This window comes from Microbacterium sp. zg.B48, assembly GCF_024623505.1.
In the GTDB taxonomy this organism is placed as follows: Bacteria; Actinomycetota; Actinomycetes; order Actinomycetales; family Microbacteriaceae; genus Microbacterium.
On record NZ_JANJFE010000006.1, the window covers coordinates 131,298 to 156,768 of the forward strand.

At 70.9% G+C, this 25,471-nt stretch carries 23 protein-coding genes; 16 read left to right on the forward strand and 7 right to left on the reverse strand.

Annotated elements, in window-relative coordinates:
* Positions 1-144: 144 nt before the first annotated feature.
* The 8 genes from NQ152_RS05800 (at position 145) to NQ152_RS05835 (ending at position 9,296) form a co-directional block, all read left to right on the forward strand.
* The gene (locus NQ152_RS05800) at positions 145-867 is read left to right on the forward strand and encodes a GntR family transcriptional regulator (RefSeq protein ID WP_257501470.1); all 723 of its coding nucleotides are present in this window, start codon (positions 145-147) and stop codon (positions 865-867) included.
* Positions 864-2,405: an MmgE/PrpD family protein gene (locus NQ152_RS05805; protein ID WP_257523326.1), complete on the forward strand. Its 1,542-nt coding sequence runs from the start codon at positions 864-866 to the stop codon at positions 2,403-2,405. The genes NQ152_RS05800 and NQ152_RS05805 overlap by 4 nt, the downstream gene beginning before the upstream one ends.
* 103 nt (positions 2,406-2,508) lie before the next feature.
* Positions 2,509-3,408, forward strand: coding sequence for a methylisocitrate lyase (prpB, locus tag NQ152_RS05810; protein WP_257523327.1), 900 nt, complete (start codon positions 2,509-2,511; stop codon positions 3,406-3,408).
* 99 nt (positions 3,409-3,507) lie between these two features.
* Positions 3,508-4,680 carry a bifunctional 2-methylcitrate synthase/citrate synthase gene (locus NQ152_RS05815; protein ID WP_257523329.1) on the forward strand — a complete coding sequence of 391 codons (1,173 nt, stop codon included), beginning with the start codon at positions 3,508-3,510 and terminating at the stop codon, positions 4,678-4,680.
* Between the two features lie 33 nt (positions 4,681-4,713).
* The gene (locus NQ152_RS05820; RefSeq protein ID WP_257523330.1) at positions 4,714-5,892 is read left to right on the forward strand and encodes a thiolase family protein; all 1,179 of its coding nucleotides are present in this window, start codon (positions 4,714-4,716) and stop codon (positions 5,890-5,892) included.
* Between the two features lie 237 nt (positions 5,893-6,129).
* Positions 6,130-7,302 carry an acyl-CoA dehydrogenase family protein gene (locus tag NQ152_RS05825; protein WP_257501320.1) on the forward strand — a complete coding sequence of 391 codons (1,173 nt, stop codon included), beginning with the start codon at positions 6,130-6,132 and terminating at the stop codon, positions 7,300-7,302.
* Between the two features lie 28 nt (positions 7,303-7,330).
* Positions 7,331-8,236 (forward strand): 3-hydroxyisobutyrate dehydrogenase, encoded by a 906-nt coding sequence (mmsB, locus tag NQ152_RS05830; RefSeq protein WP_257523331.1) that lies wholly within the window; start codon positions 7,331-7,333, stop codon positions 8,234-8,236.
* A gap of 265 nt (positions 8,237-8,501) precedes the next feature.
* Positions 8,502-9,296, forward strand: a complete 795-nt coding sequence (locus NQ152_RS05835; RefSeq protein ID WP_257523332.1) for an enoyl-CoA hydratase — start codon at positions 8,502-8,504, stop codon at positions 9,294-9,296.
* 124 nt (positions 9,297-9,420) lie between these two features.
* On the opposite strand, the gene NQ152_RS05840 is transcribed toward NQ152_RS05835, so the two are convergent.
* Positions 9,421-9,957 carry a MarR family winged helix-turn-helix transcriptional regulator gene (locus tag NQ152_RS05840; RefSeq protein ID WP_257501317.1) on the reverse strand — a complete coding sequence of 179 codons (537 nt, stop codon included), beginning with the start codon at positions 9,955-9,957 and terminating at the stop codon, positions 9,421-9,423.
* A 188-nt stretch (positions 9,958-10,145) separates the two neighbouring features.
* Here NQ152_RS05840 and NQ152_RS05845 point away from each other — a divergent pair, with 188 nt between their 5' ends.
* Genes NQ152_RS05845 through NQ152_RS05860 form a run of 4 tightly spaced genes read left to right on the forward strand, consistent with a single transcriptional unit; the run spans position 10,146 to position 14,608 of the window.
* Positions 10,146-10,922 carry an electron transfer flavoprotein subunit beta/FixA family protein gene (locus NQ152_RS05845; protein ID WP_257523333.1) on the forward strand — a complete coding sequence of 259 codons (777 nt, stop codon included), beginning with the start codon at positions 10,146-10,148 and terminating at the stop codon, positions 10,920-10,922.
* A gap of 11 nt (positions 10,923-10,933) precedes the next feature.
* Entirely contained in the window at positions 10,934-11,902 is a 969-nt protein-coding gene (locus tag NQ152_RS05850) for an electron transfer flavoprotein subunit alpha/FixB family protein (RefSeq protein WP_257523334.1), read from the forward strand.
* A gap of 5 nt (positions 11,903-11,907) precedes the next feature.
* On the forward strand, positions 11,908-13,740 hold the full coding sequence (locus NQ152_RS05855) for a cytochrome b/b6 domain-containing protein (protein ID WP_257523335.1): 1,833 nt from the start codon (positions 11,908-11,910) through the stop codon (positions 13,738-13,740).
* A gap of 10 nt (positions 13,741-13,750) precedes the next feature.
* Positions 13,751-14,608 carry an MBL fold metallo-hydrolase gene (locus NQ152_RS05860; protein WP_257523336.1) on the forward strand — a complete coding sequence of 286 codons (858 nt, stop codon included), beginning with the start codon at positions 13,751-13,753 and terminating at the stop codon, positions 14,606-14,608.
* Between the two features lie 174 nt (positions 14,609-14,782).
* Here NQ152_RS05860 and cofE read toward each other — a convergent pair whose 3' ends face one another.
* Both cofE and NQ152_RS05870 read right to left on the reverse strand, forming a co-directional pair.
* Positions 14,783-15,550, reverse strand: a complete 768-nt coding sequence (gene cofE, locus NQ152_RS05865) for a coenzyme F420-0:L-glutamate ligase (protein WP_257501312.1) — start codon at positions 15,548-15,550, stop codon at positions 14,783-14,785.
* 30 nt (positions 15,551-15,580) lie between these two features.
* The gene (locus NQ152_RS05870; protein WP_257501311.1) at positions 15,581-16,087 is read right to left on the reverse strand and encodes a GNAT family N-acetyltransferase; all 507 of its coding nucleotides are present in this window, start codon (positions 16,085-16,087) and stop codon (positions 15,581-15,583) included.
* 152 nt (positions 16,088-16,239) lie between these two features.
* Here NQ152_RS05870 and NQ152_RS05875 point away from each other — a divergent pair, with 152 nt between their 5' ends.
* Together NQ152_RS05875 and NQ152_RS05880 are read left to right on the forward strand one after the other, a co-directional pair.
* Positions 16,240-16,800: an acyl-CoA thioesterase gene (locus NQ152_RS05875; protein ID WP_257523337.1), complete on the forward strand. Its 561-nt coding sequence runs from the start codon at positions 16,240-16,242 to the stop codon at positions 16,798-16,800.
* 17 nt (positions 16,801-16,817) lie between these two features.
* Positions 16,818-18,152: a hypothetical protein gene (locus NQ152_RS05880; protein ID WP_257523338.1), complete on the forward strand. Its 1,335-nt coding sequence runs from the start codon at positions 16,818-16,820 to the stop codon at positions 18,150-18,152.
* 5 nt (positions 18,153-18,157) lie between these two features.
* Here the strand turns inward: NQ152_RS05880 and NQ152_RS05885 are convergent, their stop codons facing one another.
* Genes NQ152_RS05885 through NQ152_RS05895 form a run of 3 tightly spaced genes read right to left on the reverse strand, consistent with a single transcriptional unit; the run spans position 18,158 to position 19,862 of the window.
* Positions 18,158-18,676, reverse strand: coding sequence for a hypothetical protein (locus tag NQ152_RS05885; RefSeq protein ID WP_257523339.1), 519 nt, complete (start codon positions 18,674-18,676; stop codon positions 18,158-18,160).
* A complete protein-coding gene (locus tag NQ152_RS05890) occupies positions 18,673-19,218 on the reverse strand; it encodes a hypothetical protein (protein ID WP_257501307.1) in 546 nt (181 codons plus the stop codon). The genes NQ152_RS05885 and NQ152_RS05890 overlap by 4 nt, the downstream gene beginning before the upstream one ends.
* On the reverse strand, positions 19,215-19,862 hold the full coding sequence (locus tag NQ152_RS05895) for a hypothetical protein (protein ID WP_257523340.1): 648 nt from the start codon (positions 19,860-19,862) through the stop codon (positions 19,215-19,217). Before NQ152_RS05895 ends, NQ152_RS05890 begins: the two co-directional genes overlap by 4 nt.
* A 136-nt stretch (positions 19,863-19,998) precedes the next feature.
* Between NQ152_RS05895 and NQ152_RS05900 the strand changes: the two genes are divergently transcribed.
* Positions 19,999-20,547 (forward strand): hypothetical protein, encoded by a 549-nt coding sequence (locus NQ152_RS05900; RefSeq protein ID WP_257523341.1) that lies wholly within the window; start codon positions 19,999-20,001, stop codon positions 20,545-20,547.
* Positions 20,548-20,626: 79 nt separating this feature from the next.
* Here the strand turns inward: NQ152_RS05900 and NQ152_RS05905 are convergent, their stop codons facing one another.
* Entirely contained in the window at positions 20,627-21,535 is a 909-nt protein-coding gene (locus tag NQ152_RS05905) for a LysR family transcriptional regulator (RefSeq protein ID WP_257523342.1), read from the reverse strand.
* 97 nt (positions 21,536-21,632) lie between these two features.
* Between NQ152_RS05905 and NQ152_RS05910 the strand changes: the two genes are divergently transcribed.
* Entirely contained in the window at positions 21,633-25,442 is a 3,810-nt protein-coding gene (locus NQ152_RS05910) for a bifunctional proline dehydrogenase/L-glutamate gamma-semialdehyde dehydrogenase (RefSeq protein ID WP_257523343.1), read from the forward strand.
* Positions 25,443-25,471: the final 29 nt, after the last annotated feature.

A 25,471-nucleotide genomic window follows, 5' to 3' on the forward strand; every position in this document is an offset into this window, starting at 1 on the left:
ATGCGGCGAGCGTCGCCTGCGGGTGTGCCGCGGGACCACTGCGGTACACGTTTGTATACCGGGTGACAGGCCGGATCGCCAACCTGGCCACCTTGCGGCCTCTGTGTATACAATACGGAGGTGTCGATCGTAAAAGAGATGCGCGTGAAGGCCAGCGACCGCGCCTACGCGGCGCTCCTCGACGAGATCCAGCGCGGCGCGCTGCCGCCCGGAACGGTGATCGCCGAGGTGGAGCAGGCCGCGCGGCTCGGGGTCAGCCGCACCCCGCTACGCGAAGCGCTCGGGCGCCTGGCCGCCGCCGGACTGGTCGCCCAGCAGTCTCCGCGGGTCCTGGTCGTCACCGATCTCGGCGCCAGCGACATCCGCGAGCTCTTCCAGGTGCGCCGGGCGCTCGAAGAGACCGCGTCCCGGCTCGCCGCCGAGACGGCGTGCGAGCGGCAGGACGTCTCGGACACCTTCGCAGCGCTCGCCGCGGACTTCACCGCTGCGGCGTCGCGACTCGACGACGACGCCGCGCTGGATGCGTACTACGCGCGCATCGCGGACTACGACGCGGCGCTGGACGCGGCTGTCGGAAACGATTACCTCACCGGGGCGCTGCGCACCATCCGCACGCATCTCGTTCGGGTGCGCCGGCTCGCGCGGGACAATCCCGGCCGGCTGGAGGAATCCGTTGCCGAGCACCGGCTCATCGCGAGTGCGATCGCCGCCGGCGACGCAGAGCTGGCCGCGCACGCCACGCACGTTCACCTGCACAACGCGCTGACCAACATCCTCAGCTCCCTCCCGGACCCTGCCGCAACCACGCGCGGCGACTCGACCCGGCGGGAGCCGAATCCCCCCCGCCTCAGGAAAGGCCCATCATGACGATCGACCACCATCTCCGCGTCCACCGCAGCGACGAGGAGCTCGCCCGAGAGGGACAGCTGGCCTGGCGCATCGCGGAGGTCGCCGCCGACCCCGTCGAGGTCGAGCCCGAGGTCGTGGACATGATCATCAACCGCGTCATCGACAACGCGGCCGTCGCCGCGGCATCCCTCACGCGTGCCCCGGTCAGCGCGGCCCGTCAGCAGGCGCTCGACCATGCCGTCTCGATCAGCGGCAAGGGCGCGACCGTCTTCGGCTGCAGCATCGAACGCCGCACGAGCCCGGAGTGGGCGGCGTGGGCGAACGGGGTGGCGGTGCGCGAACTGGACTACCACGACACGTTCCTCGCCGCCGAGTACTCGCACCCGGGCGACAACATCCCGCCGATCGTGGCCGTCGCCCAGCACGTCGGGTCCGCCGGCGCGGCGCTGGTCCGTGCGATCGCGACCGGGTACGAGATCCAGGTCGACCTGGTCAAGGCGATCTCGCTGCACAAGCACAAGATCGACCACGTCGCGCACCTCGGCCCGTCCGCCGCGGCGGGCATCGGCACGCTGCTCGGACTGCCGGTGGAGACGATCTATCAGGCGGTCGGCCAAGCCCTGCACACCACCACCGCCACCCGCCAGTCCCGCAAGGGCGAGATCTCCACCTGGAAGGCGTACGCCCCGGCGTTCGCGGGCAAGATGGCCGTCGAGGCGGTCGACCGCGCGATGCGCGGCGAGACCTCGCCCAGCCCGATCTACGAGGGCGAGGACGGCGTGATCGCGTGGCTGCTGGACGGGCCGGATGCCGCGTACGAGGTACCCCTCCCGGCGGACGGCGAGCCCAAGCGCGGCATCCTGGACTCCTACACGAAGGAGCATTCGGCCGAGTATCAGGCTCAGGCGTGGATCGACCTGGCCCGCAGACTGGGCAGCGAGCACCCGTCCCTGCGCGAGGGCAAGGGCCCGGACGGCCAGGAGATCGAGTCGGTCGTGCTGCACACGAGCCACCACACGCATTACGTCATCGGTTCCGGCGCGAACGACCCGCAGAAGTACGACCCGACCGCATCCCGCGAGACGCTCGATCACTCGATCCCGTACATCTTCGCGGTCGCGCTGCAGGACGGCACCTGGCACCACGTCGATTCCTACGCGCCCGAGCGTGCCGGTCGGCCGGACACCGTCGCGCTGTGGCACAAGGTCACCACGGCCGAGGACGAGGAGTGGACGCGCCGCTACCACTCGGAGGATCCCCACGAGAAGGCCTTCGGCGGGCGAGTGGTGATCACCTTCGCGGATGGCGCGGAGCTGGTCGATGAGATCGCCGTCGCCGACGCGCACCCGCTCGGCGCGCATCCGTTCGCGCGGGCGGACTACATCCGCAAGTTCCGGATCCTGGCCGAGCCGGTGCTCGAGCCGCAGGAGATCGAGCGCTTCCTCGAGCTGGCCCAGCGCCTGCCCGAGCTGACCGCGGACGAGGTGCAGCAGCTGACCATCGTCGCCAAGGTCGGGGTCCTGGCCACCGCGCCGGCACCGAAGGGACTGTTCTGATGCGGCGATCGGTCGAAAGCGCGGGACGAAACGGCGTTGCGGCGGTCGCCGCGCCGGTTGCGATCCGATCCGTCCCCGCCGTTTCACGCGAGGGAGCCCGCTGATGCTGTATGCCACCACTCCGGCCGCCGAGAAGCGGCGCCTGTTCCGCGCGCGGCTCGCATCCGGCGAGCTGCTGCGCTTCCCGGGCGCGTTCAATCCGCTCAGCGCGCGCCTGATCGAGCAGAAGGGGTTCGAGGGCGTCTACGTCTCCGGTGCCGTCCTGGCCGCCGACCTCGGCCTGCCCGACATCGGACTGACCACCCTCACTGAGGTCGCCGGCCGCGGACAGCAGATCGCGCGGATGACCGAGTTGCCGGCGATCATCGACGCCGACACCGGCTTCGGGGAGCCGATGAACGTCGCCCGCACGATCCAGACCCTCGAAGACGCCGGACTGGCCGGCGCGCACATCGAGGACCAGATCAACCCGAAGCGCTGCGGGCACCTCGACGGCAAGGCGGTGGTGGACCAGGACACCGCCGTCAAGCGCATCCGCGCAGCCGTCGACGCCCGCCGCGACCCGAACTTCCTGATCATGGCGCGCACCGACATCCGCGCCGTGGACGGTCTGGATGCCGCGGTGGACCGGGCAAAGGCGCTGGTGGATGCCGGTGCCGATGCGATCTTCCCCGAGGCGATGCGCACGCTCGAGGAGTTCGCGGCGGTGCGGAAGGCGGTCGACGTGCCGATCCTCGCCAACATGACGGAGTTCGGCAAGAGCGATCTGTTCTCGGTGGACCAGCTGCGCGACGTCGGGGTGAACATCGTCATCTGGCCGGTGTCGCTGCTTCGCATCGCGATGGGCGCGGCCGGCCGTGCGCTGGATACGCTGATCGATGAGGGCCACCTCACTTCCGCGCTCGGGGAGATGCAGCACCGTGCGGATCTCTACGACCTGATCGATTACGAGGGCTACAACCGGTTTGACACCTCGGTGTTCGACTTCCAGATCACCCGCTGAGCGGCATCCGCGTCCCCCGCGCCGCGCGTCCCGACAACCTCCCCCAGAACGACCGCTGAGCGGACAAGAGCGGAACACGCCGCACCTCGAAGGAGAGAAATGACAGACATCGAGATCAAGAAGGGCCTGGCGGGGGTGACGGTCGACTACACCGCCGTCTCCAAGGTCAACCCGGACACCAACAGCCTGCTGTATCGCGGCTACCCGGTGCAGGAGCTCGCCGCCACGCAGTCCTTCGAGGCCGTGGCCTACCTGCTCTGGTACGGCGAACTGCCGACCGACGCGCAGCTGGCCGAGTTCGTCGCCGAGGAGCGGGCCGGCCGCGCGCTGGATGAGAACGTCAAGCAGGCGATCGACCTGGTGCCGCTGGAGGCCCACCCGATGGACGTCCTGCGCACAGCGGTATCGCTGGCCGGGGCATCGGATCCCGCCGCCTTCGACAACTCGCGCGAGTCCGACCTCGCCAAATCCAAGCGCCTGTTCGCGAAGCTGCCGGCGATGGTCGCATACGACCAGCGCCGCCGGCGTGGGCAGGAGCTGGTCGATCCGCGCGAGGACCTGGACTACTCGCAGAACTTCCTGTGGATGACCTTCGGCGAGGTGCCCGATCCCGTGGTCGCGCACGCGTTCAACGTCTCGATGATCCTGTACGCCGAGCACTCCTTCAACGCCTCGACCTTCACCGCGCGCGTGATCACCAGCACCATCGCCGACCTGTACTCGGCCGTGGTCGGTGCCATCGGCGCCCTCAAGGGACCGCTGCACGGCGGCGCGAACGAAGCCGTCATGCACATCTTCGACGAGATCGGATCGGCTGCGGAGGTCTCGACGTGGCTGGACACCGCGCTGGCCGAGAAGCGCAAGATCATGGGCTTCGGGCACCGTGTCTACAAGCACGGCGACTCACGCGTGCCGACGATGAAGGCTGCGCTGGATACGCTCGTCGCGCACTACGACGCCCCGGACCTGGCGGCGCTGTACGACGCGCTCGAGTCGGAGTTCGTCTCGCGCAAGGGCATCTACCCGAACCTCGACTACCCGTCGGGGCCGGCGTACAACCTGATGGGGTTCGACACCCCGACCTTCACGCCGCTGTTCGTCGCTGCGCGCGTCACCGGGTGGACCGCGCACATCATGGAGCAGGCGGCATCCAACGCCCTCATCCGCCCACTGTCGGCCTACAACGGTCCGGACGAGCGGCACATCGAAGGCTACGTCCCGGATGCCGAGGCCGAGGTCACGCGCGAACGGCCCGAGGAAGCCGCGGGCTGAGCACCGCCACCACACCGATCCCGAGGAGCTGACATGCCCACCGCCGTCATCGTCGATGTCGTCCGCACACCGTCCGGCCGAGGCAAGCCGGGGGGAGCGCTCTCGAGCGTCCACCCGGTCGATCTGGCCGCCGGTGTGCTGCGATCCGTCCTCGAGCGCAACGGTCTGGATTCGCGGCAGGTCGACGACGTCCTGCTCGGGTGCGTCAGCCAGGTCGGCGACCAGGCGATGAACATCGCCCGTCAGGCGGTCCTCGCGGCCGGGTTCGACGAGACCGTCCCGGCCGCCACGATCGACCGGCAGTGCGGGTCCAGTCAGCAGGCGGCGCATTTCGCCGCGCAGGGCGTGATGGCCGGCGCGTACGACATCGTGATCGCGGGCGGCGTGGAATCGATGAGCCGAGTTCCGCTCGGATCCTCGCGCGCCGGCGGATCCCGCTCGCACCTCCTGGACGAGCGCTACCCCGAGGGGCTGATCAATCAGGGTGTCTCGGCCGAGCTGATCGCGCAGAAGTGGGGGCTGTCGCGCGACGTGCTGGACGCCTACTCGGCGGAGTCGCATCGCCGGGCAGCGGATGCCGCGGCGCAGGGCCGGTTCGACTCGCAGCTGCTTCCGGTGCCTGTGGGCGATGGCGCCGTGGTGGCGAGCGACGAGACCGTGCGCGAGGGAACCACGATCGATGGGCTGCGGGGTCTGCACCCGGCGTTCCGCACGGACGAGCTCGCCGCGCGCTTCCCTGAGCTTGACTGGCGGATCACACCCGGCAACTCGTCCCCGCTGACCGACGGGGCCTCCGCGGCGCTGATCATGAGCGAGGAGAAGGCGCTCGAACTCGGGCTCACCCCGCGCGCCCGGTTCCACGCCTTCGCCGTGGTCGGCGATGACCCCCTGTATATGCTCACCGGTCCCATCCCCGCGACGCGGCGGATCCTCGAGCGCAGCGGCCTCAGCATCCATGACATCGACGCATATGAGGTCAACGAGGCGTTCGCCTCCGTCCCGCTCGCGTGGGCGAGCGAGCTGCGTGCCGACCCCGACCGGCTCAACCCATGGGGCGGTGCGATCGCGCTCGGTCACGCCCTCGGCTCGTCGGGCACGCGACTGCTCGGTACGCTGCTTGCCGAGCTCGAGGCGACCGGTGGGCGATACGGGCTGCAGACGATGTGCGAGGGCGGCGGCATGGCCAACGCCACGATCATCGAGCGGCTCTGATCCCGCACCTCGCCGGCGCCGCCGCGAGCGCGCGCCTTCTCTGTGTTCACTTGCCCTGGATGTACGCCCCCAGGCCTCTCTGACGTACATCCAGGGCAAGTGAACGGGGGGGTGGATGGGGATGCCGCGGCGGTTCTTTGTGTTCCTCGCAAATAGTCGGGACCCCCTGTAAAATAGGCAGAGTGCTCATGTGGGCACGGTGACGTTCACCAGGATGATCCGCCAACGGAGGCAGTGATGACCATGACGATGCCCACATCCCACGCCGACGAACGGGCCGCGATCGTCGCCGCGGTGCGCGACTTCGCGCAGGCCGAGATCGCGCCGCACGCGCTGGACTGGGATGAGCGCAAGCACTTCCCCCGCGATGTGCTCGCCCGCGCCGGCGAGCTGGGTCTCGGCGGCATCTACGTCCGCGAGGACGTGGGCGGCTCGGCGCTCAGCCGCGCCGACGCGGTCGCGGTCGTCGAAGAGCTGGCCAAGGCGGACCCCTCGATCGCGGCGTACATCACGATCCACAACATGGTGGCGTGGATGATCGACTCCTACGGCACCGACGCGCAACGGCGACGTTGGCTGCCCGGCCTGACCGCAATGACGGATTTCGGCAGCTACTGCCTCACCGAGCCCGGCGCCGGCTCCGACGCCGCCGCCATCACCACCAGTGCGATCCGGATAACCGATGCGGACGGCGGCGACTCCTACGCTCTGACCGGAGTCAAGCAGTTCATCTCGGGCGGCGGCGAGGCATCCGTGTATGTCGTGATGGCCCGGACCGGAGAGCCGGGTGCTCGCGGGATCACGGCGTTCCTCGTGCCCGCCGACGCACCGGGGCTGTCGTTCGGCGTGAACGAGAAGAAGATGGGCTGGAACGCACAGCCCACGCGGCAGGTGATCCTGGACGAGGTCCGAGTCGCGGCATCCGATGTGCTGGGCGCCGAGGGGCAGGGGTTCAAGATCGCGATGTCCGGACTGAACGGGGGGCGGATCAGCATCGCCGCGTGCTCGCTCGGCGGCGCACAGTGGGCGCTCGACCGGGCCGTCCAGTACGTCCACGAGCGCTTCACATTCGGCGAGCCGCTGGCCGAGAAACAGTCCGTGGTGTTCACGCTCGCCGACATGGCGACCGAGCTGCGGGCCGCCCGCGCGCTGGTGCGCGACGCCGCGACGGCGATCGACGAGCAGGCGCCGGATGCGGCGATGCAGTGCGCGATGGCCAAGCGCTTCGCGACGGACGCCGGCTCCCGCATCGCGAACGAGGCCCTGCAGCTGCACGGGGGATACGGGTACCTGCACGAGTACGGTTTCGAGAAGGTCGTCCGCGATCTGCGGGTGCACCAGATCCTGGAGGGCACCAACGAGATCATGCGCGTCATCATCGGCCGTGAGCTTCTGGGGCCGTCGCGATGACCGGCGCACTCGGAGCGGAGATGCAGCGATGAGGATCGCGTTCCTCGGTCTCGGGCACATGGGGCTGCCGATGGCCGCCAACCTCGCTGCGGCAGGTCACGACGTGGTCGGCTTCGACGTGGTTCCGGCCGCGACCGAGGCCGCGCGCGTTGCCGCGCTACCTGTGGCCGACTCGGGGCAGGATGCCGCGGCATCCGCCGAGATCGTGATCACGATGTTCCCGAGCGGCCGTCATGTGATCGACGCGTATCGGGGATCCGCCGAGGCGCCCGGGCTGCTGGCGGTGGCCCCGGCGGGGACGCTGTTCATCGACTCCTCGACCATCGCGGTGGACGAGGCGCAGGAGGCCGCGGGCCTGGCTGCCGCGGCCGGCCACCGGGCGCTGGACGCTCCCGTCTCCGGCGGCGTCGTCGGCGCCGAGAACGCCACGCTGGCGTTCATGGTCGGCGGTTCGGAGCGGGACTTCGAGGCGGCTCGGCCGATCCTGGAGGCGATGGGGCGGCGGGTGGTGCACTGCGGCGGGGCAGGACTCGGGCAGGCCGCGAAGGTGTGCAACAACATGATCCTCGCCGTCTCGCAGATCGCGGTCGCAGAGGCCTTCGTGCTCGGCGAGCGGCTCGGCCTCTCGCATCAGGCCCTGTTCGACGTCGCCTCCAACGCGTCCGGCCAGTGCTGGGCGCTGACGACGAACTGTCCGGTGCCCGGACCGGTGCCGTCGAGTCCGGCCAACCGGGACTACCGGCCCGGGTTCGCGGGCGCGCTCATGAACAAGGACCTCGGGCTGGCCGAACAGGCGATCGATCTGACCGGCGTCGACGCGCGGATGGGGCGGCTGGCGCGCGAGATCTACCGGGATTTCGCAGGCGGCGAAGGGGCGGGTCAGGATTTCTCCGGGATCATCCGCACCATCCGCGCCGAAGGCCCCCAGCCGTAGCGCCCGTGCCCCCGTGGGTTCCCCTGTCACGACACGCCGCCGGGCCGCGCGGTTTGCGACAGGGGAGCCGAGTCTGGTTGGGTTCCCCTGTCACGACACGCCCACCGGAGCCGCGCATTGCGAGAGGCGAGCAGCGATCCCGCACCGACGAGCAGCGATCCCGCACCGACGAGCAGCGATCCCGCACAGGCGAGCAGCGATCCCGCACAGGCGAGCAGCGATCCCGCACAGGCGAGCAGCGATCCCGCACCGAGCAAGGAGAGAGATGACCGAGTCCGAGAGCACGACCGCCTACGAGACGATCCTGGTGGAGACCCGCGGGCGGGTCGGCTGGATCACCCTGAACCGTCCCGAGGCGCTGAACGCGCTGAACACGCAGGTGATGCGGGACATCGTGGCCGCGGCATCCGTCTTCGATGCGGACGAGCGCGTCGGGGCGATCGTGGTGACCGGTTCGGAGCGCGCGTTCGCGGCCGGGGCGGACATCAAAGAGATGGAAGCCAAGTCCGGCCTGGACATGGTGATGAGCGACCATTTCGGCGGGTGGGCGCAGTTCGCGGCGCTCCGCACGCCGGTGATCGCCGCGGTGTCCGGGTACGCCCTGGGCGGCGGGTGCGAGCTGGCGATGATGTGCGACCTGATCATCGCGGCCGACACGGCCAAGTTCGGTCAGCCCGAGATCAACCTCGGGGTGATTCCGGGCATGGGCGGTTCGCAGCGGCTGGTGCGGGCCGTCGGGTACTACAAGGCGGCCGACCTGGTGCTGACCGGACGGATGATGGATGCCGCGGAGGCCGAACGCGCCGGGCTCGTGTCCCGCGTGGTGCCGGCGGCGGAGCTGCTGGCGGAGGCGGGGAAGGCGGCCGAGGCGATCGCGTCGAAGTCGCTGCCGTCGGTGTACGCGGCCAAGGCGGCGCTGGATGTCGCGCTGGAGTCGACCCTGACCGAGGGCATCCGCTTCGAGCGTCACGTCTTCGCGGCGCTGTTCGACACCGCCGATCAGAAGGAAGGGATGGCAGCCTTCCGTGAGAAGCGCACCCCCGACTTCACGAACCGCTGACGCGCCGATCGGAGGCCGCGAGACTGCAACGGGGCGTCGAGACTGCGGGCACACCCCACCGTCTCGCCACGCGGTTGCAGTCTCGCGGCGGCGGGCGCCAAGGCCGGGCGCGGCCGGCGACGGGTCAGAGGGGCTCGGGCAGGGGGCGCGGATCGGCGAAATCCCCGGCGTCCTTGCGGAAGCGGGCGAGGATGCGCACCAGCTCGACCGTGTCGTCGCCGGACAGACCCGGATCGGCGAACACCTCCGTGTTGAGCGCATCCGTGGCCTTCTCGACCAGGTCCCGGCCGGCCGGCGTGAGCACGAGCATCGCCGCCCGCCCGTCGCCCGGATGGGGCTCCCGCTCGACGAGTCCGTCGCGGACGAGACGATCCACCGTGTTCGTGACACTGGTCGGGTGCACCTGCAGCCGCGCGATGGCGCTGGCCATCGGCATCCGGCCCGCGCGGGTGAAACCGAGCAGGCGCAGCATCTCGTATCGCGCGAAGGAGAGGTGGAACGGCTTCAGCGCGGCGTCGATGCGCGCGAGCATCAACTGCTGCGCGCGGATGATGGAGGTGACCGCGGACATGCCCGGTGCGGCGTCCGCCCATCCGTGCGCCGTCCACTGGCGTTTGGCCTCGGCGATCGGGTCGACGGGGAGTGGTCCTGATCTCGACATGTGACGTTTCCCCTCTCCCTTACACGGTACTGACCGGGGGCCGGCACTCCGAACACGGGCGCGGCCACCACGGGAGGGATGAATGTATACATTATTGCGGGTGCCCGGCGTAAACGCCGGTGACTCATCGGCGAATGGGTACATTGCCGCCGCCACGTTAGACTCGCCGGTGGCGTGAGGAGCTGTCGATGAAGATCATTGTCCTGGTCAAGGAGGTCCCGGATACGTATGGGGATCGCAAGCTGGATCTTGAGACCGGGCTGGCCGATCGTGCGGCGAGCGAGACGGTGCTGGATGAGATCGGTGAGCGGGCGCTGGAGGTCGCGCTGAGCTACGCGGATGAGAATCCGGATACCGACGTCGTGGTGATGTCGATGGCTCCGGCCGGTTCGGCCGCGACGGTGCGGAAGGGTCTGGCGATGGGGGCGGGGTCTGCGGTGCACATCGCGGATGAGGGCCTGGTCGGTGCGGATCTGGGCTTGACGGCGGAGGTGCTGGCGGCGGCGGTGCAGCGGACCGGGTTCGATCTGGTGATCGCCGGGAACGTGTCCACCGATGGGTCCGGAGGGGTGATGGCCTCGATGGTGGCGGAGCTTCTGGATGTGCCGGCCGCGACCGCGCTGAACACGGTCGTGATCGGCGATGGTGTGGTGTCCGGCGAGCGGGCCAGCGATGCGGCGACGATGCAGGTGTCGGCTGCGCTGCCGGCGGTGATCTCGATCACGGAGCGTCTGCCGGATGCGCGGTTCCCGAATTTCAAGGGCATCATGGCGGCGAAGAAGAAACCGTTCGAGACGCTGTCGCTGGTGGATCTGGCGATCGAGCCGGAGGATGCCAGCGCGTCCCGGTCGATCGTGCTGGGTCTGTCGGAGAAGCCGCCGCGGCAGGCGGGTACGAAGATCGTGGACGAGGGTGATGCGGGCCAGAAGCTCGCGGAGTTCCTGGTCCAGAACCGGCTGGTGTAGGGGTGGCGGAGATGACTTTTGCGGACGACTCGGTTCTGGTGCTGCTGGATGTGACCCCCGGCGGCGAGCTGGCCAAGTCCGCCGCGGGCCTGCTCGGCGCTGCGGCCGGGGTGGGCACGCCGGTGGCGCTGCTGGTCTCGGATGCGGCGGGGGTGGCGGATGCCGCGGCTGCGCTGGGCGCGGCGCAGGTGCTGGTCGCTTCCCCGGGTGAGGGTCTGACCGTGCCGGTGGTGGATGCTCTGACCGCCGCGGCGGATCTGGTCCGCCCGGACGCGATCCTGATCTCCAACTCGGTCGAGGGCCGCGATGTCGCCGGTCGGTATGCGGCGCGGACCCGGTCGGGGCTGTGCGTGGACGCGGTCGGGGTGTCCCGGGATGCTGAGGGCGTGGTCGCGCATCACTCGGTCTACGGGGGCGCGTACGAGGTCGATTCGGCGGTGACCTGGGGTGCGCCGGTGATCACGATCCGGCAGGGCGCGGTCGAGGCGCGCGCGGAGGCGGTGACCTCTCCGGAGGTGGAGATGCTGGAGGTGACGGCATCCGGTCGTCGGGCTGCGACGGTGGAGTCCGTGGACGAGGCGGTCGTGGAGTCCTCGCGTCCGGAGCTGCGTGGCGCCGGGAAGGTGGTCTCGGGCGGGCGCGGGCTGGGCTCGCAGGAGAAGTTCGTCCTGGTCGAGCAGCTCGCCGACGTGCTGGGTGCCGCGGTCGGCGCCTCGCGGGCCGCGGTCGATGCCGGGTATGTGCCGCAGTCGTTCCAGGTGGGGCAGACCGGGGTGTCGGTCTCGCCGCAGCTGTACATCGCCCTGGGCATCTCCGGTGCGATCCAGCACAAGGCCGGCATGCAGACCGCCAAGACGATCGTCGCGATCAACAAGGACGGGGATGCCCCGATCTTCGAGATCGCCGACTTCGGTGTCGTGGGTGATCTGTTCACCGTGGTGCCGCAGCTGATCGCCGCACTCGAGGCCCGGAAGGCGTAGACCCGATGGCGACCTACCCGCAGACCCGGCGCCGTGGACTGCCCCGGCGTCCCGGCGGCGACCCGTGGCCCCCCGCCGGCGAGGCCGCGCCGGAGCCGGAGCCCACTGCTCCGCAGGCGGAAGCGGCGGGTTCGACGGGATCGGAGCCGCTGAGGGTGACTGCGGAGCCGGGTGTGGGCGCGGCGACGGTTGCTCCGCAGGCGGAAGCGGCGGGCGCTGCGCGGACGATCCGCCGCGGACTGCCGCGCGTGCCGAGCGGCGAGCCGTGGCCACCGGCGGGACGTGTGCCGGTCGGTGCGGCGGGCGCCGCATCCGTCACCGACACGGCCGCGGCCGGTCCCGCAACGACGGCGACCGCCGTGCACCCGCAGGAGTCCGACAGCGCGATGACCTCGTCGATTCCGGATGCCGCGGCCGCAGCATCCGGATCGGCTGCCGTTTCCGCGCCCGCTGCCGCCGTTCCCGCGCCCGCTGTGGCTGCGGTTCCGGCATCCGACGGCGCCGACAGCTCTGATCGCCCGCTGCGCCGCGGCCTGCCCCGCGTGCCCGGCGGGGAGGCGTGGCCACCGGCGGGCTTCGCGCCCGCCGCGGCTCCGGCCGCCGCCGCTCCCGCCACCGCCGCCCCGGCATCCCCAGCCGCCCCGGCGCCCGATGCGGCGACCGCGACCGTCGGCGCACCCGCCACCACCACGCCGGCGCGCGACGAGGAGCTCCGCGCCGCGGCGAGCCCGGGGTCGGCATCCGAGGACGCGGACCGGCTGCCGGACCCGGCGCCGTCGCCGGACGACGTGACCGCGGCCGTGGCAGCGCTGCCCCCGCAGACCACCGATCTGTCCGTGCCGCTGCCGTTTACGCGGACCGTGTGGGCGGGCACCGGGGGCCGCGCGAAGCCGGCGTCCGCGACCGAGCCGGAGCGGATCGGTCCGTTCACCCGGCTGCAGTGGGCCGGCGCGGTCATCGTCGGCGGCGGTGGGCTGCTGATCGCGGCGGGCATGGCGGTCGCCGCAGTGCGGTGGCTGCTCAGCCTGGAGCCGCTGCAGGAGTTCCTGACGACCTACCCGGGCGAGTACCACCTGCCCGAGGGGGCCCCGGTGGGGTTCCCGGCGTGGTTGGGCTGGCAGCACTTCTTCAACGTGTTCCTGATCGTGCTGATCATCCGCTCCGGGCTGCGGGTGCGCTCGGAGAAGCGGCCGAGCGTGTTCTGGTCGCCGCGGTGGAACAGCAAACGCAAGATCAGCCTGACGCTGTGGTTTCACCAGGCGCTGGATATCCTCTGGGTACTCAACGGCGTGATCTTCGTGGTCCTGCTGTTCGTCTCCGGTCAGTGGATGCGGATCGTGCCCACTTCGTGGGAGGTGTTCCCGAACGCTCTCAGCGCCGCGCTGCAGTACGTGTCGCTGGACTGGCCGACCGAGAACGGCTGGGTCAACTACAACAGCCTGCAGCAACTGGCCTACTTCACCACCGTCTTCATCGCCGCCCCGCTCGCGGTGATCACCGGGGTGCGGATGAGCGGCATCTGGCCGAGCAAAGCGAAGACCCTGAACCGGATCTACCCCGTCGAGTGGGCCCGTGCGGTGCATTTCCCGGTGATGCTGTACTTCGTCGCCTTCATCATCGTGCACGTCGCGCTCGTCTTCGCCACCGGGGCGCTGCGCAACCTGAACCACATGTACGCCGCGCAGGGCTCGGCCGACGGGCTCGCCTACGCCGACAACTGGGCCGGGTTCTGGATCTTCGTCGCCTCCATGGTGGTCATCGCGGCCGCCTGGGTCGCGGCCCGCCCGCTCGTCCTGGCACCCATCGCCCGCCTCTTCGGAAAGGTCAGCGGGCGTTAGCCCGACACGTATGACGAACCAGAATCACGAGCCCGCGAACGGCGGGGCAGCCGCCGGCCTGGACGAAGCGGAACGCTGGAGCGCGCTGACCACCAGGATCCTCGCGCCCAACGCCGGCCTGATGACCCTCGACGGCACGAACACGTTCGTCATCCGCGCGGAGGACGCCGGCTCCGCCGTGGTCGTCGATCCCGGCCCCGATACGGCGGCGCACCTGGATCGCCTCGAAGCATTCGGGCCGATCTCGCTCGTGCTGCTCACCCACCACCACTTCGACCACATCGAGGGGGCCGCGGAGTTCGCCGAGCGCACCGGCGCGGTCGTGCGCGCCCTCGACCCCGCCCTGTGCATCGACGCCCCGGCGCTGTACGACGGCGAGGTGATCGAGGCTGCCGGCACGCGCATCGTCGTGGTAGCGACCCCGGGGCACACCGCGGACTCGGTGTGCTTCCTGCTGCCCGACGACATCGTGGCGGGCACCGACGGGACGGGCGGCACGCTGCTGACCGGGGATACCATCCTCGGCCGCGGCACCACGATCCTCGCGCGTCCGGACGGCTCGCTCCGCGACTACCTGGGCTCTCTCGCCCGGCTGCGGGACCTGGCGGGCGTGGACCTGGTGTTGCCCGGTCACGGCCCCGCCCTGCCCAGCCTCCCGGCCGTCGTCGACTCCTACCTCGAGCACCGCCGCGAGCGCCTCGCGCAGGTGTCGGCGGCGCTGCGGACGCTCGACCTGCAGCCCAGTTCGGATCCCGAGGTGGTCACCCGGGTGACGGACTTCGTCTACCCGCACACGCATCCCGGTGTGCGCTTCGCGGCGGAGGCGTCGACCTACGCGCAGCTCGCGTTCCTCGAGACCGAGCGCTGATCGAGCTGTGATCGAACGCTGACCGAGCGCTGACCGAGCGGCTCATCGGGGTTCCCCTGTCGCGTTCTGCGGGGGCCGCCGGCGTGTCGTGACAGGCGAGCAGCAGTGAAAGCCGCGACAGGCGAGCAGCAGTGAAGCCGCGACGGCGGCGCAGGGGCCTAGGGCGACCAGCGGTTACGCGTCGGTCTGGCCGGATGCCGCGCCCGCGGCGAATCCGTCGGCGTACGCCTCATCGGCACCACGCCAGAACATGTCGCGCTCCGGATCGCGCACGATCGCGCGCGCCCCGGGCAGGTCGAGCGGCCCGACCAGGTCCGCGCGACCACGGATCACGGCCACCGGCAACCGGGCCGCCTTGCCCTTCACCAGATCGGCCGCGGCGGCCAGCTCGTCGGCCACGCACGGCAGGGTCACCACGAGCGGCCTGCCCTCGGCATCCGTCTGTCCGCGCATGTCCTCGAACACCTCCACGCCGGCGGCGCCGATCGCGCTGTCGGTCTGGCCGTCGCGCCACGCACGCCCGAGGGTGTCGGAGATGATCACTCCGACCCGGATCCGCAGCCGCTGCCGCAGTCGCGCGGCCAGAGCCCGTGCCGACCCGTCCGGATCCGCGGGAAGCAGCAGCACCGTTCCGTCCGGGGTGTTCGAGGCGTCCACGCCGGCCGCGGCCGACACGATGCCGAGCTTGTTCTCGACGATCCGCGTGGTGTGGCCGGTGGCCGAGGTGCGGGTCGCGACGACGCGCACCGTCTCGGCGGTGATGGCGTCCTCGCGGTCGTCGGCGGCGACGATGCGTCCCTCCGCCTTGGAGACGATCTTGGAGGTCACGACGAGGATGTCGCCGTCCTGGAGAGACGAGCCCGCGGCATCCAGGATGACCTCGAACAGGTTCGTGTGCGGAACGATCTCGGGGATGCCCTCGAGAGCCCAGATCTGCAGCAACTCAGTAATCGGAACGTCGGCGCCGGCGCGTCAGCGGACGAACCGAACCTCGGTCAGCGTCTCACCGAGGAACGGCTCCGTGTGGGTGGCGCCGTCGAGGGTGAAGCCGTTGCGCTGGTAGAAGCGGTGGGCGCGCGGGTTGTCCTCGGCGACCCACAGGTAGACCGACTCGGTCTTCTCCACGGCCGCGTCGAACAGCTGCTGGCCGATGCCGGTGCCGTGGTAAGCGTCGAGCAGGTAGATGAAGTACAGCTCGCGCAGGCGCGGGGCATCCCGGTCACGCGCGGGGCCGGAGCCGACGAAACCGACGATCTCGCCGCCCACCAGCGCCGCGCTCATGCGGAAGTCCGGGCCCTGTGCGGCCCAGTGCGTCCACAGCTCGGCCAGGCGTCGAGGCGATACCTGCTCCAGCGCTGCCTTGCTGATCAGGTGGTCGTAGGTCTCGTGCCAGCAGGTTGCGTGGACGCGTCCGAGCGCTTCAGCGTCGACGTCCCGCACCGGACGGACAACGATGTCGGTCTGCAGTTCGGCTCCCATGGCCAGACTCTACGCGCGCGCGGCGCGGAGAAGAAATCCACCGATTCGGGTGTTCGCGGGGCCCTTCGGGAGGAGGGGATGCCGCGGCCCGGGCTGTCGGTCGACCACAACACAATCGCTGCGCGGGCCGCCGATGGCTACGATCGCATCTCGTGAACGTGATCTGGCGAACCCTCCTGACGATCTGGCGCGCCAAGCTGCAGCTGCGCCGCAAGGGGACGCTCGAGCCCACCGCGATCGGGCGGGTGAGGGTGCGCACGCTGCCGACGGACCTCGACCTGCTCGGCCATATGAACAACGGCCGGTACGCGTCGCTTTTCGACCTGGGCCGCTTCGATCTGCTCATCCGCACCGGCATCTGGGACGTCTTCAGGGAGCGCGGCTGGTACGCGGTCGTCGCCAACGAGACGATCACGTTCCGCAAGTCGCTTCAGCTGTGGCAGCGGTTCACCGTGGAATCCCGGCTGCTCGGCCACGATGACAAGTCGGCCTACCTGATGCACCGGGCGGTGGTGGACGGGGAGGTGTACGCGGAGATGATCGTGCGAGCGAGGTTCCTGCGGCGCTCCGGCGGGCTGGTCCCCCACGAGGAGCTGTTCGGGGCCCTGCACCGACCGGACAATCTGCCGGAGCTTGCCCCGTGGGTGACGCAATGGGCTGCCGCATCCGCGTTGCCCTCGACCCGGGTGCCCGCACCGAGCCTCTGGAAGTGACCCGATAGCGTGGACGGATGATCGTCGTCCTGCGCGTCTCCGGGCTCCTCCTGTGGAGGCACTGGCCGGCGCTGCTTGCGCTGTACCTCGCCGGAACGCTCGGCCGATACGTCGCCATCGAGGTCGCGGGCTTCGTCGGCGCGTACAGCGCGGTCGCCGGCGCACTGCTGTTCCCGCTGGCGATCCTGTCGCGCCTGGTCGCGCTGGTGGCGATGCTGCTGGTGCTCCGAGACGGAATGGCCCAGCTCGGGGTGATCGCCCCGATCCCGGCGGGCCGGTCAGAGCGGCGCCGTGCGTTCATCGACGCCCTGCTGGCCGGCATCCTTCCGTTCGTCGCCTTCTATGCGGCGTGGGGCTACCTGCGAGAGGATGCCGCGGCGTACTTCAGCCGCCTCCTCGAGATCAACGCCGGTCTGATCGCCGATGAGATCTTCGGCGATGCGCAGCGCGCGGGCGACGCAGCGGTGGGCGAGCTGAGCTTCGGCCCCGTCACGATCGCGATCATCGTGGCCGCGTTCACCGGGCGGTGGCTGTGGAAGCGCTATCGGGGACGGGCGCCGAAGGCGTTCGCCGCGGTGGCCGTCTATCTCGAGGTGCTCTGGGTCTATCTGTCGGTGACGCTCATCGCGGACGCCCTGAACACGGTCGTCGCATGGGCGCAGAAGCGCCAGGCCATGGTCTGGCTCGCCGATGTCCGCGAGTGGGTCGGCGGCCAGCTCGCGCCGGTCGCGTGGACGTGGGATGCCGCGGAATGGTTCCTCAGCGAGCTCGGCGGCATCGTGCTGCTTCCGATCGCGTGGCTGGCGATCGCCGGTGTCATCTACGGGCAGGCGGTCGCCCCGCAGACGCTGCAGCTGGGAGTCCCCGTCGTGGTCCGTGCCCGCGCGCGCTTCGACACACTTCCCTCGCGGCTGCGTGCCCGGCTGCGGGACCTGTGGGCGGACCTGCTCTCGCGCTTCCAGCCCATCGGTCGGGCACTGCTGCTGATGTGGCGCGCGGGCCCCGTGCTGGTCGGGTCGTACGTCTTGCTGTTCACCGTCCTGCTGTTCCTCGACGCCGCGCTCGAGCTGGGCATCACCCGGGTGATCGGTCCGCAGGAGCTCGGCGGATTCTGGATGGTCAATGCTCCGCTGATCTTCCTGTTCGTCCCGCTCGTGATCGAGCCGCTCCGGGTGGTGCTGGTGGCCAGCGCGTACGACGCGGTGATCGGCAGGCTCGTCTCGGTTCCGGTCGCGCCGCCGGCCGAGGAACCGGCTCGACCGGCCGCAATGGCACCGGTTCCACCGGCCGCGTCGCCGGAAGCTCCGCAGCCGCTCGTGGGGGAGCCCACCGAGGAGCACGCGCCGCGATGAACGCGTCAGGGCTCGATGACGAGACGGACGAACTGCGGGATCGCGGCCGCGGACGCCAGCTCGATGAAGAACGGTCCGGCCGCGTCCTCCGGCACCAGGTAGTCCAGCGTGAGCGAATAGCGGATCGAAAGATCGGAGTCGCAGAACGTCAGGCGGTCCGGGTCGTACCCGCGATCCAGTCCGGCGGATGCTTCGTTCCACTGCCTGCCCGCGCCACCGGCTTCGCGCAGTTGCGGACTCAGGCAGCTGAGCGGCTCCGTGCCAGGGGAGACCAGCACCGTCGCGCTGACCAGACGGGTCCCTTCCGGGGCGGCCGGATCGTCCGCGAACCGCGCCCGCGCCGGACCGATGGCTGCGCCCGCGTAATCCACCGCACCGCCCGGCTCCACGGTGATCGGCTTCGTGGCATGGCCGAGATCCCAGTCGGACCACTCATTGAAGGCGACCACCCCCGCGGTGACGGGGAGCAGCACCGCGACCAGTCCCAGCGAGACGGCGTTGCGTCGCCACCAGCCGACGGTCACCGGCTGCTCCAGCCGACCGGCGCGAGCTCGGCCCGCTCCTCGACGGGGATGCCGGCCAGATCCACCTCGAGCACGATGAGCGAGTCCAGGCGCGGATCCGTGCTGACCCCGAAGGTCAGCACCGCCAACCCGCCGGTGACATCCTCGGGCAGCTCGAACGCGACGCTGCCGGAGCGTGAGGCAGCGACTGACAGCGGGTGCCCCAGAAGCGATTCGGGCCGCTCGCTGGCCCGGAAGGTGCGGCCGCCGAGGTCCAACGTCGCCAGAGCGAGGGAGTTCCCGGCCTCGGAGACCACGGCGGCGGCATCCAGATCCACCACGACCCAGTTGCCGGCCGCGCTCCACTCGTCGGTGCGGGCCGTCTCGGCCCGACGGACATCGACGACGGTCACGGCGATGTCCCGCCCGATGCCGGTCTCACCGACCTCGACCATCACGGGGAACGGCTGTTCCGGCGCCGCCTCGGAGGGAGTGATCACCGCGATCCCCCAGGCGGCGGCGATCAGGGCGGCGCCGGCGGGCCACGCCAGCCATGCCCTCACCCTCCGGCTCCGATGTCTTCCAGGATCACCGTCATCGTCGCGGCCGGTACCGGGTCGGTCCACCATTGTCCGTTAGCGACGAACGATCCGGTGTGCAGTGTCATGTCGGACAGGGTGATCCCCACCGGCTGTCCGTCCGTGAACCGCCCTGCAGTGACCGCCCACGCCAGAACGAGCTGGGCGGGAACCCCGGGCTGCAGCCACGGCGCCACCGTCCCGTCGTCGTAGCGGGCGATCGAATCGGGAGGGGTGTCGGCGAGACCCTCCAGCCGCAGCGACTCCGTCAGACTGCTCGTGGAATGCACCGCGATCGGCCGGGTCCAGGTGTTCTCGACATCGACCACGACGGCCAGGACGCGTTCCCCGTCTTCGACGTAGACGCCGGCCTCGGTCAGCTCGTCCACCAGGACGACCCGTTCGATCGTGAGAGCGAACTGATCGTTCCGATGCTCCTGCCCCGGCTCGATCGTGACCGGTGCGGGTTCGGCGGCGGTGGCCAGCCCGCCGAACGCCGCGGTGGCCACGAGGAACAGGCCGGTCGCGATCCCCGTCAACCAGCTGGTGGGAAGACGATCGGATGCCGCGCGGAGCCAATCCAGCCGCCGCCGCGGCGGCGCCGCCGAGTCTTCGCCCTCCGTGGTCACCTCTTCACCCTATGTGCGCGCGTTAGCTCACCCCATGCTCCCGCGCAAGGCGTTGTGACGCGTTGCCGCGGTGCGCTTGCCTGTCCCATGGAATCGCCCGACCCCGGGGCGGTCCGCAACGCGAAGGAGTGAACTCGTGGATACGTCGACACTCATCTGGATCATCGTCGGCATCGTCGTGGTCGTGGCGGTGGTCATCATCATTGCGGTGGTGCTCTCGCGCCGGAATTCGGCGAAGCGGCTCGAAGCGCAGCACGAGAAGGCCCAGGGTCTGCGCGAGGATGCCCGCAAGACTGAGACGGCAGCCCGGGAGCGCGAGGCGCAGGCGGCGCAGGCGCGGGCGGACACCGCGAGTGCTGCCGCCGAGGCGGAGCAGGCCAAGGCACGCGCCGCTCAGGCCAGCGTCGAGGCCGACCGCGCCGCGGCGACCATCGACGATCACGCGTCCGACGCCGCGAAGCTGCGCGCGGAGCAGGCCGAGAAGCTGCGCGAAGCCGACAAGATCGATCCGGCGGTCACCACCGCCGGGTCGCGACGCACCGCAGATGACCGCCGCGCCGTCCAGGGCCACGAAGAGCCGGTGTTCGACGACGGCACCGCCGCCCGCGACCGCCGGGATGTCGCCCGCGACCAGGACGGCGACATCCGCACCGACGACCGTCCGTCCGCTCCGGGGCGCGCCTGATCAGAGGCCCCCGTCGCCGGCGCGCCTGAGCTCCCGCGCCGATTCGTCCGGCGTCGCAGCCGGCGCCCGCGGCCAAGGCTCACCGCGGCGGGCGGCTCACCGTGCCGGAGCGGGCGGCGAACGCGTCGTGCAGGGCGCTGCGCACCGCACGGATCCCGCTGCGCGACGCCGACGACTGCCGCGCAGCAGTGAAGATCTCGCGCGCAGGATTCCCCGGCAGATCCAGCAACCGGACCGGGGGATCCAGATCGGCCCAGACCAGGTCGGGCAGCACGCCCACCGCGCGGCCGGCGGCGATCAGGCGCACCTGCGCGGTGAGATCGGCGACCTCGAAGCGGACATCCGGCTCGAAACCGGCGGCCCGGCACTGCTGGAGCGCCCAGTACCGGGCGGCGGTCCCGGCCGGCTCCATCACCCACGCGCGGTCGCGCAGCTCGGCCACCCCGCCGGCGGGATCCTCGCGCGGCACGGCGAGGCGGATGGGATCGCTGCCCAGGCTCTCGCGTTCCAAACCGGCACGGTGCGCGCGCGTGTGCCCCGGATACTGCTCTGCGATCACCAGATCGAAACCGCGAGCGGACAGCTCGAACAGTCCCTCTTCGGGGGGCACTTCGGCGATCTCCACGCGCAACCGCGGCTCGCGATCGGCGAGCAGGGTCAGCGCGCCGGGCAGGATCGCCTGGGCCGCGGTCTGCAGCACCGCGACACGCACGGGGGCGATGCCGGCCTGCAGCGACTCCAGCTCGCCGCGGATCTGCTCCTCCAGTTCCAGCGCCCGCGCCGCGTGCGCGGCGAGGGCGACGCCGTGCTCGGTGAGGCGCACGCGTCTGCCGTCCGGAATCAGCAGGGGAACCCCCGCGTCGCGCTCGAGCTGCGCGAGCTGCTGCGAAATCGTCGAGGGACTGTAGGACAGCGCCTCCGCGACTGCCGCCAGGGTGCCGCGGAGCGCGAGCTCGTGCAGCAGCCGCAGCCGGCGCAGTTCGAACACGGCGATCCTCGCTCAGGAAATACAGTCGATGGGACTGATTGGTATCGATCATAGATGGTCACTTTTCGTGAACGATCGGATACCGCATGCTTGACTCATGCACTCGACACCCGTGCCGCCCACCGCGCCCGCCGATACGCTCGCGGACCGGGCCATCGAGCTCGCCCGCCGGTGGGTCGCCGAGAGCGCGCAGGCCGACGTCGACCCCTCCGCGGCGCGGCTGGCGGGCGTGCTGAAAGACCCGAGCGGCCTGACGTTCACGATCGGCTTCGTGGACGGAGTGATGCGCCCCGAGAGCCTCGTCGCTGCGGCATCCAATCTGAGCCGCGTCGCCCCGCTGGTGCCGAAGTTCCTGCCCTGGTACCTGCGCCGTGCCGTGCAGGTCGGCGGTGTCGTCGCGCCGGTGCTGCCTGCACCGGTCGTTCCGCTGGCGCGCCGGGCCCTACGCGAGATGGTCGGGCACCTCGTCGTCGACGCGCGCCCCGACAAGCTCGGTCCGGCGATCGCGCGCATCCGCGAGAGCGGGGCCAGGCTCAACCTGAACCTCCTGGGCGAGGCCGTGCTGGGCGAGCAGGAGGCGCTTCGGCGCCTGGAGGGCATCCACGAGCTGATCAGGCGGCCGGACGTGGACTACGTCTCGGTCAAGGTCTCGGCGATCGCCAGTCACATCTCGATGTGGGCGTTCGACGAACTCGTCGACGAAGTGGTCGAACGGCTGAAGCCGCTTTACCTGACCGCGGCCTCGCCGGACGCCGCGGAGGGCCCGACGTTCATCAACCTCGACATGGAGGAGTACCGCGATCTGGATCTGACCATCGCGGTGTTCACCCGCATCCTCGAGGATCCGAGGCTGCGCGGGCTCGAGGCGGGCATCGTCCTGCAGGCGTACCTGCCGGATGCCCTCCCCGCGCTCGAGCAGCTCACGGCATGGGCGCGGATGCGGGTGGAATCTGGTGGCGCGCGCATCAAGATCCGGCTCGTCAAAGGCGCGAACCTCGCCATGGAGCGAGTGGATGCCGTGCTCCACGACTGGCCGCAGGCCACCTTCGACAGCAAGCTGGACTCCGACGCCAACTACCTGCGGTGCCTGGACGTCGCGCTGCGCCCGGAGCACACCGCGGCCGTGCGGATCGGGGTCGCCGGACACAATCTGTTCGACATCGCCTACGCGTGGCTGCTGGCCGGGCAGCGCGGAGTCCGGGAGGAGATCGACGTCGAGATGCTGCTGGGCATGGCCCAGGGCCAGGTCCAGGCGGTCGCCCGCGAGGTCGGGCAGGTGCTGCTGTACGTGCCGGTCGTCCGCCCCGACGAGTTCGACGTCGCGATCAGCTACCTCGTCCGCCGGCTCGAAGAGAACGCGTCCAGCGAGAACTTCCTCTCCGCGGCCTTCGAGCTGGCCGAGGACCCGGCGCTGTTCGACCGCGAACGCGATCGGTTCATGGCCTCCATCGCCCGCTCAGCGGATCCCTCATTGCGCACCGGACCGAACCGCAGCCAGGATCGGACCCGCCCGCCCGCCGATCACCCGGGCGCGGGCGCGACCGAGCGCCTCGTGCGAGGCCCGGCTGGTCAAGGAACGGGGACCGATGGCACCTCGAGCGACCGCAACGACGGCGCAGGTGAGGAAGGTCCCGCGCGTTTGACGCAGGCCGTGCTCGGCATCGGCCGGCCCGGCTCGGGCGACGGCGACACGGTGCCGATCGAGCCCTCGGCCGCGGCCAGCCTCTTCGGTGGCGCCGCCTTCGTCGAGACTGCGGTGTATGCGGCGCGGGAGGCTGACGGCCGCGCGGCCGGCGCCCCCGGTTTCCGCAACGCGGCGGACTCCGACCCGTCACTGGCGGCCAACCGGGAGTGGAGCCGCGGCATCCTGGACCGGATCCGGGTCTCGCGCAGCGGGGCGGCCGCGGATCCGGAGGCGATGCCCGGAAGCGCGACCATCGCGGCGGCGCGGATCACCGACTCCGACGCGCTCGAGAACACCGTCGCGCGCGTGCGCCAGGCCGCCGAGGCGTGGGGCGCTCAGCCGGCGAGCGAGCGGGCCGCAGTGCTGGAGACGGCGGCCCGGTCCCTCGAGGCGCGCCGCGGTGAGCTGATCGAGGTCGCTGGTTCCGAGACGGGCAAGGTCTTCGCCGAAGCGGACGTCGAGGTCAGTGAAGCGGTCGACTTCGCCGCGTACTACGCTGCGACGGCGCGAGAGCTGGACCGCGTCAGCGGGGCGGTGTTCGTGCCCTCCCGCCTGACCGTGGTCACGCCGCCGTGGAACTTCCCGATCGCGATCCCCGCCGGTGGGGTGCTCGCAGCGCTCGCCGCCGGCTCCGGGGTCGTGTTCAAACCCGCGCCGCAGGCTCGCCGCTGCGCGGCCGTGGTCGCCGAGGCGCTGTGGGATGCCGGGGTGCCTCGCGACGTCCTGGCCCTCGTCGACATCGACGAGGGCGCACTGGGGGAGCGGCTGGTGTCCCATCCGCACGTCGACCGCGTGATCCTCACCGGATCCTGGGAGACGGCGGCCCTGTTCCGCTCCTGGCGCACCGACCTGCCGCTGCTGGCCGAGACCAGCGGCAAGAACGCGATGATCGTGATGCCCTCCGCCGACCTCGACCTGGCGGCGGCGGACCTCGTCAAGAGCGCGTTCGGCCACGCCGGACAGAAGTGCTCCGCGGCGTCCCTGGCGATCCTCGTCGGTCCGGTCGGGCGCTCCAAGCGCTTCGCACGTCAACTCGTGGATGCCGCGACCTCGCTGCGCATCGGACCCCCCAGCGACCCGATGGCCGAGGTGGGACCGGTCATCGAGCCCCCGCAGGGCAAGCTGGCGTGGGCGCTGACCACCCTCGAGGAGGGCGAGCACTGGCTCGTCGAGCCACGCCCGCTGGATGAGGGAGGGGAGTTCGCCGGGCGCCTTTGGAGTCCCGGCATCCGCACCGGCGTGCAGCCGGGATCCCGGTTCCATCGCGAGGAGTTCTTCGGCCCGGTCCTGGGCGTGATGCATGCCCACTCGCTGGCGCACGCGCTCCGGCTGCAGAACGCGGTGGCCTACGGTCTCACCGCGGGCCTGTACACGCAGAACCCCGACGATATGGCCGCCTGGCTGAGCGAGGTCGAAGCGGGCAACCTCTACGTCAACCGGGGGATCACCGGCGCGATCGTGCAGCGCCAGCCGTTCGGCGGCTGGAAGCGCTCCTCGGTCGGCGCCGGCGCCAAGGCGGGTGGACCCAACTACCTCATCGGCCTGGGCTCCTGGCGCCCGTCGGGAGGCGCCGCGACCTCGGCGACGCTGCACCTGCGCGGGCTGGATTCGCGGATCACCACCGTGATCGAGGCGGCCCAGCCGTCGCTGGACTACGAGTCGTTCGAGTGGCTGCGCCGCAGCGCGCTCTCGGACGCGCTGGCCTGGGACCGCGAGTTCGGTCAGGTCCGCGACGTCTCGCATCTGGGCGTGGAGCGGAACCTGTTCCGCTATCGCCCGCTGCCGGTCGCCGTCCGGGCGACGGCGGATGCGTCGTGGCAGGCGCTGCTGCGGGTCATCGTGGCCGGGCTTCGCGCCGGTTCCGAGTTCACGCTGAGTGCTCCGGTCGGGCTGCCGGCCGCAGTGCGCCGGTCCCTCAGCGACCAGGGCGCGGCGGTCTTCGTCGAGACCGAGGAGCAGTGGCTGGAGCGGATGGTGGCCGAGGATGAGGCGTCCGGTCCCCGTCCGCCCCGTGCGCGCCTGGTCGGACCCGCGCCGTCGGCCTCGGCGTTGCATCGCGCGTTGGCCGACGCCGTGTCAGGCGACCCCGACCTGGCGATCTACTCGAACGAGGTGACCACGTCGGGCAGGCTCGAGTTGCTGCCGTTCCTGCACGAGCAGTCCATCACGATCACCGCGCACCGCTTCGGAAACCCCGACGCCTGGTCGGAACAGGTGATCTGACCGACCGCCTGCGCGACGGATTCCCGAGG

Coding starts and splice junctions, on each gene's coding strand:
- NQ152_RS05805 (WP_257523326.1), top strand. CDS start 864: ATGACGATCGACCACCATCTCCGCGTCCACCGCAGCGACGAGGAGCTC.
- prpB (WP_257523327.1), top strand. CDS start 2,509: ATGCTGTATGCCACCACTCCGGCCGCCGAGAAGCGGCGCCTGTTCCGC.
- NQ152_RS05815 (WP_257523329.1), top strand. CDS start 3,508: ATGACAGACATCGAGATCAAGAAGGGCCTGGCGGGGGTGACGGTCGAC.
- NQ152_RS05820 (WP_257523330.1), top strand. CDS start 4,714: ATGCCCACCGCCGTCATCGTCGATGTCGTCCGCACACCGTCCGGCCGA.
- NQ152_RS05825 (WP_257501320.1), top strand. CDS start 6,130: ATGACCATGACGATGCCCACATCCCACGCCGACGAACGGGCCGCGATC.
- mmsB (WP_257523331.1), top strand. CDS start 7,331: ATGAGGATCGCGTTCCTCGGTCTCGGGCACATGGGGCTGCCGATGGCC.
- NQ152_RS05835 (WP_257523332.1), top strand. CDS start 8,502: ATGACCGAGTCCGAGAGCACGACCGCCTACGAGACGATCCTGGTGGAG.
- NQ152_RS05840 (WP_257501317.1), bottom strand. CDS start 9,957: ATGTCGAGATCAGGACCACTCCCCGTCGACCCGATCGCCGAGGCCAAA.
- NQ152_RS05845 (WP_257523333.1), top strand. CDS start 10,146: ATGAAGATCATTGTCCTGGTCAAGGAGGTCCCGGATACGTATGGGGAT.
- NQ152_RS05850 (WP_257523334.1), top strand. CDS start 10,934: ATGACTTTTGCGGACGACTCGGTTCTGGTGCTGCTGGATGTGACCCCC.
- NQ152_RS05855 (WP_257523335.1), top strand. CDS start 11,908: ATGGCGACCTACCCGCAGACCCGGCGCCGTGGACTGCCCCGGCGTCCC.
- NQ152_RS05860 (WP_257523336.1), top strand. CDS start 13,751: ATGACGAACCAGAATCACGAGCCCGCGAACGGCGGGGCAGCCGCCGGC.
- NQ152_RS05870 (WP_257501311.1), bottom strand. CDS start 16,087: ATGGGAGCCGAACTGCAGACCGACATCGTTGTCCGTCCGGTGCGGGAC.
- NQ152_RS05880 (WP_257523338.1), top strand. CDS start 16,818: ATGATCGTCGTCCTGCGCGTCTCCGGGCTCCTCCTGTGGAGGCACTGG.
- NQ152_RS05910 (WP_257523343.1), top strand. CDS start 21,633: ATGCACTCGACACCCGTGCCGCCCACCGCGCCCGCCGATACGCTCGCG.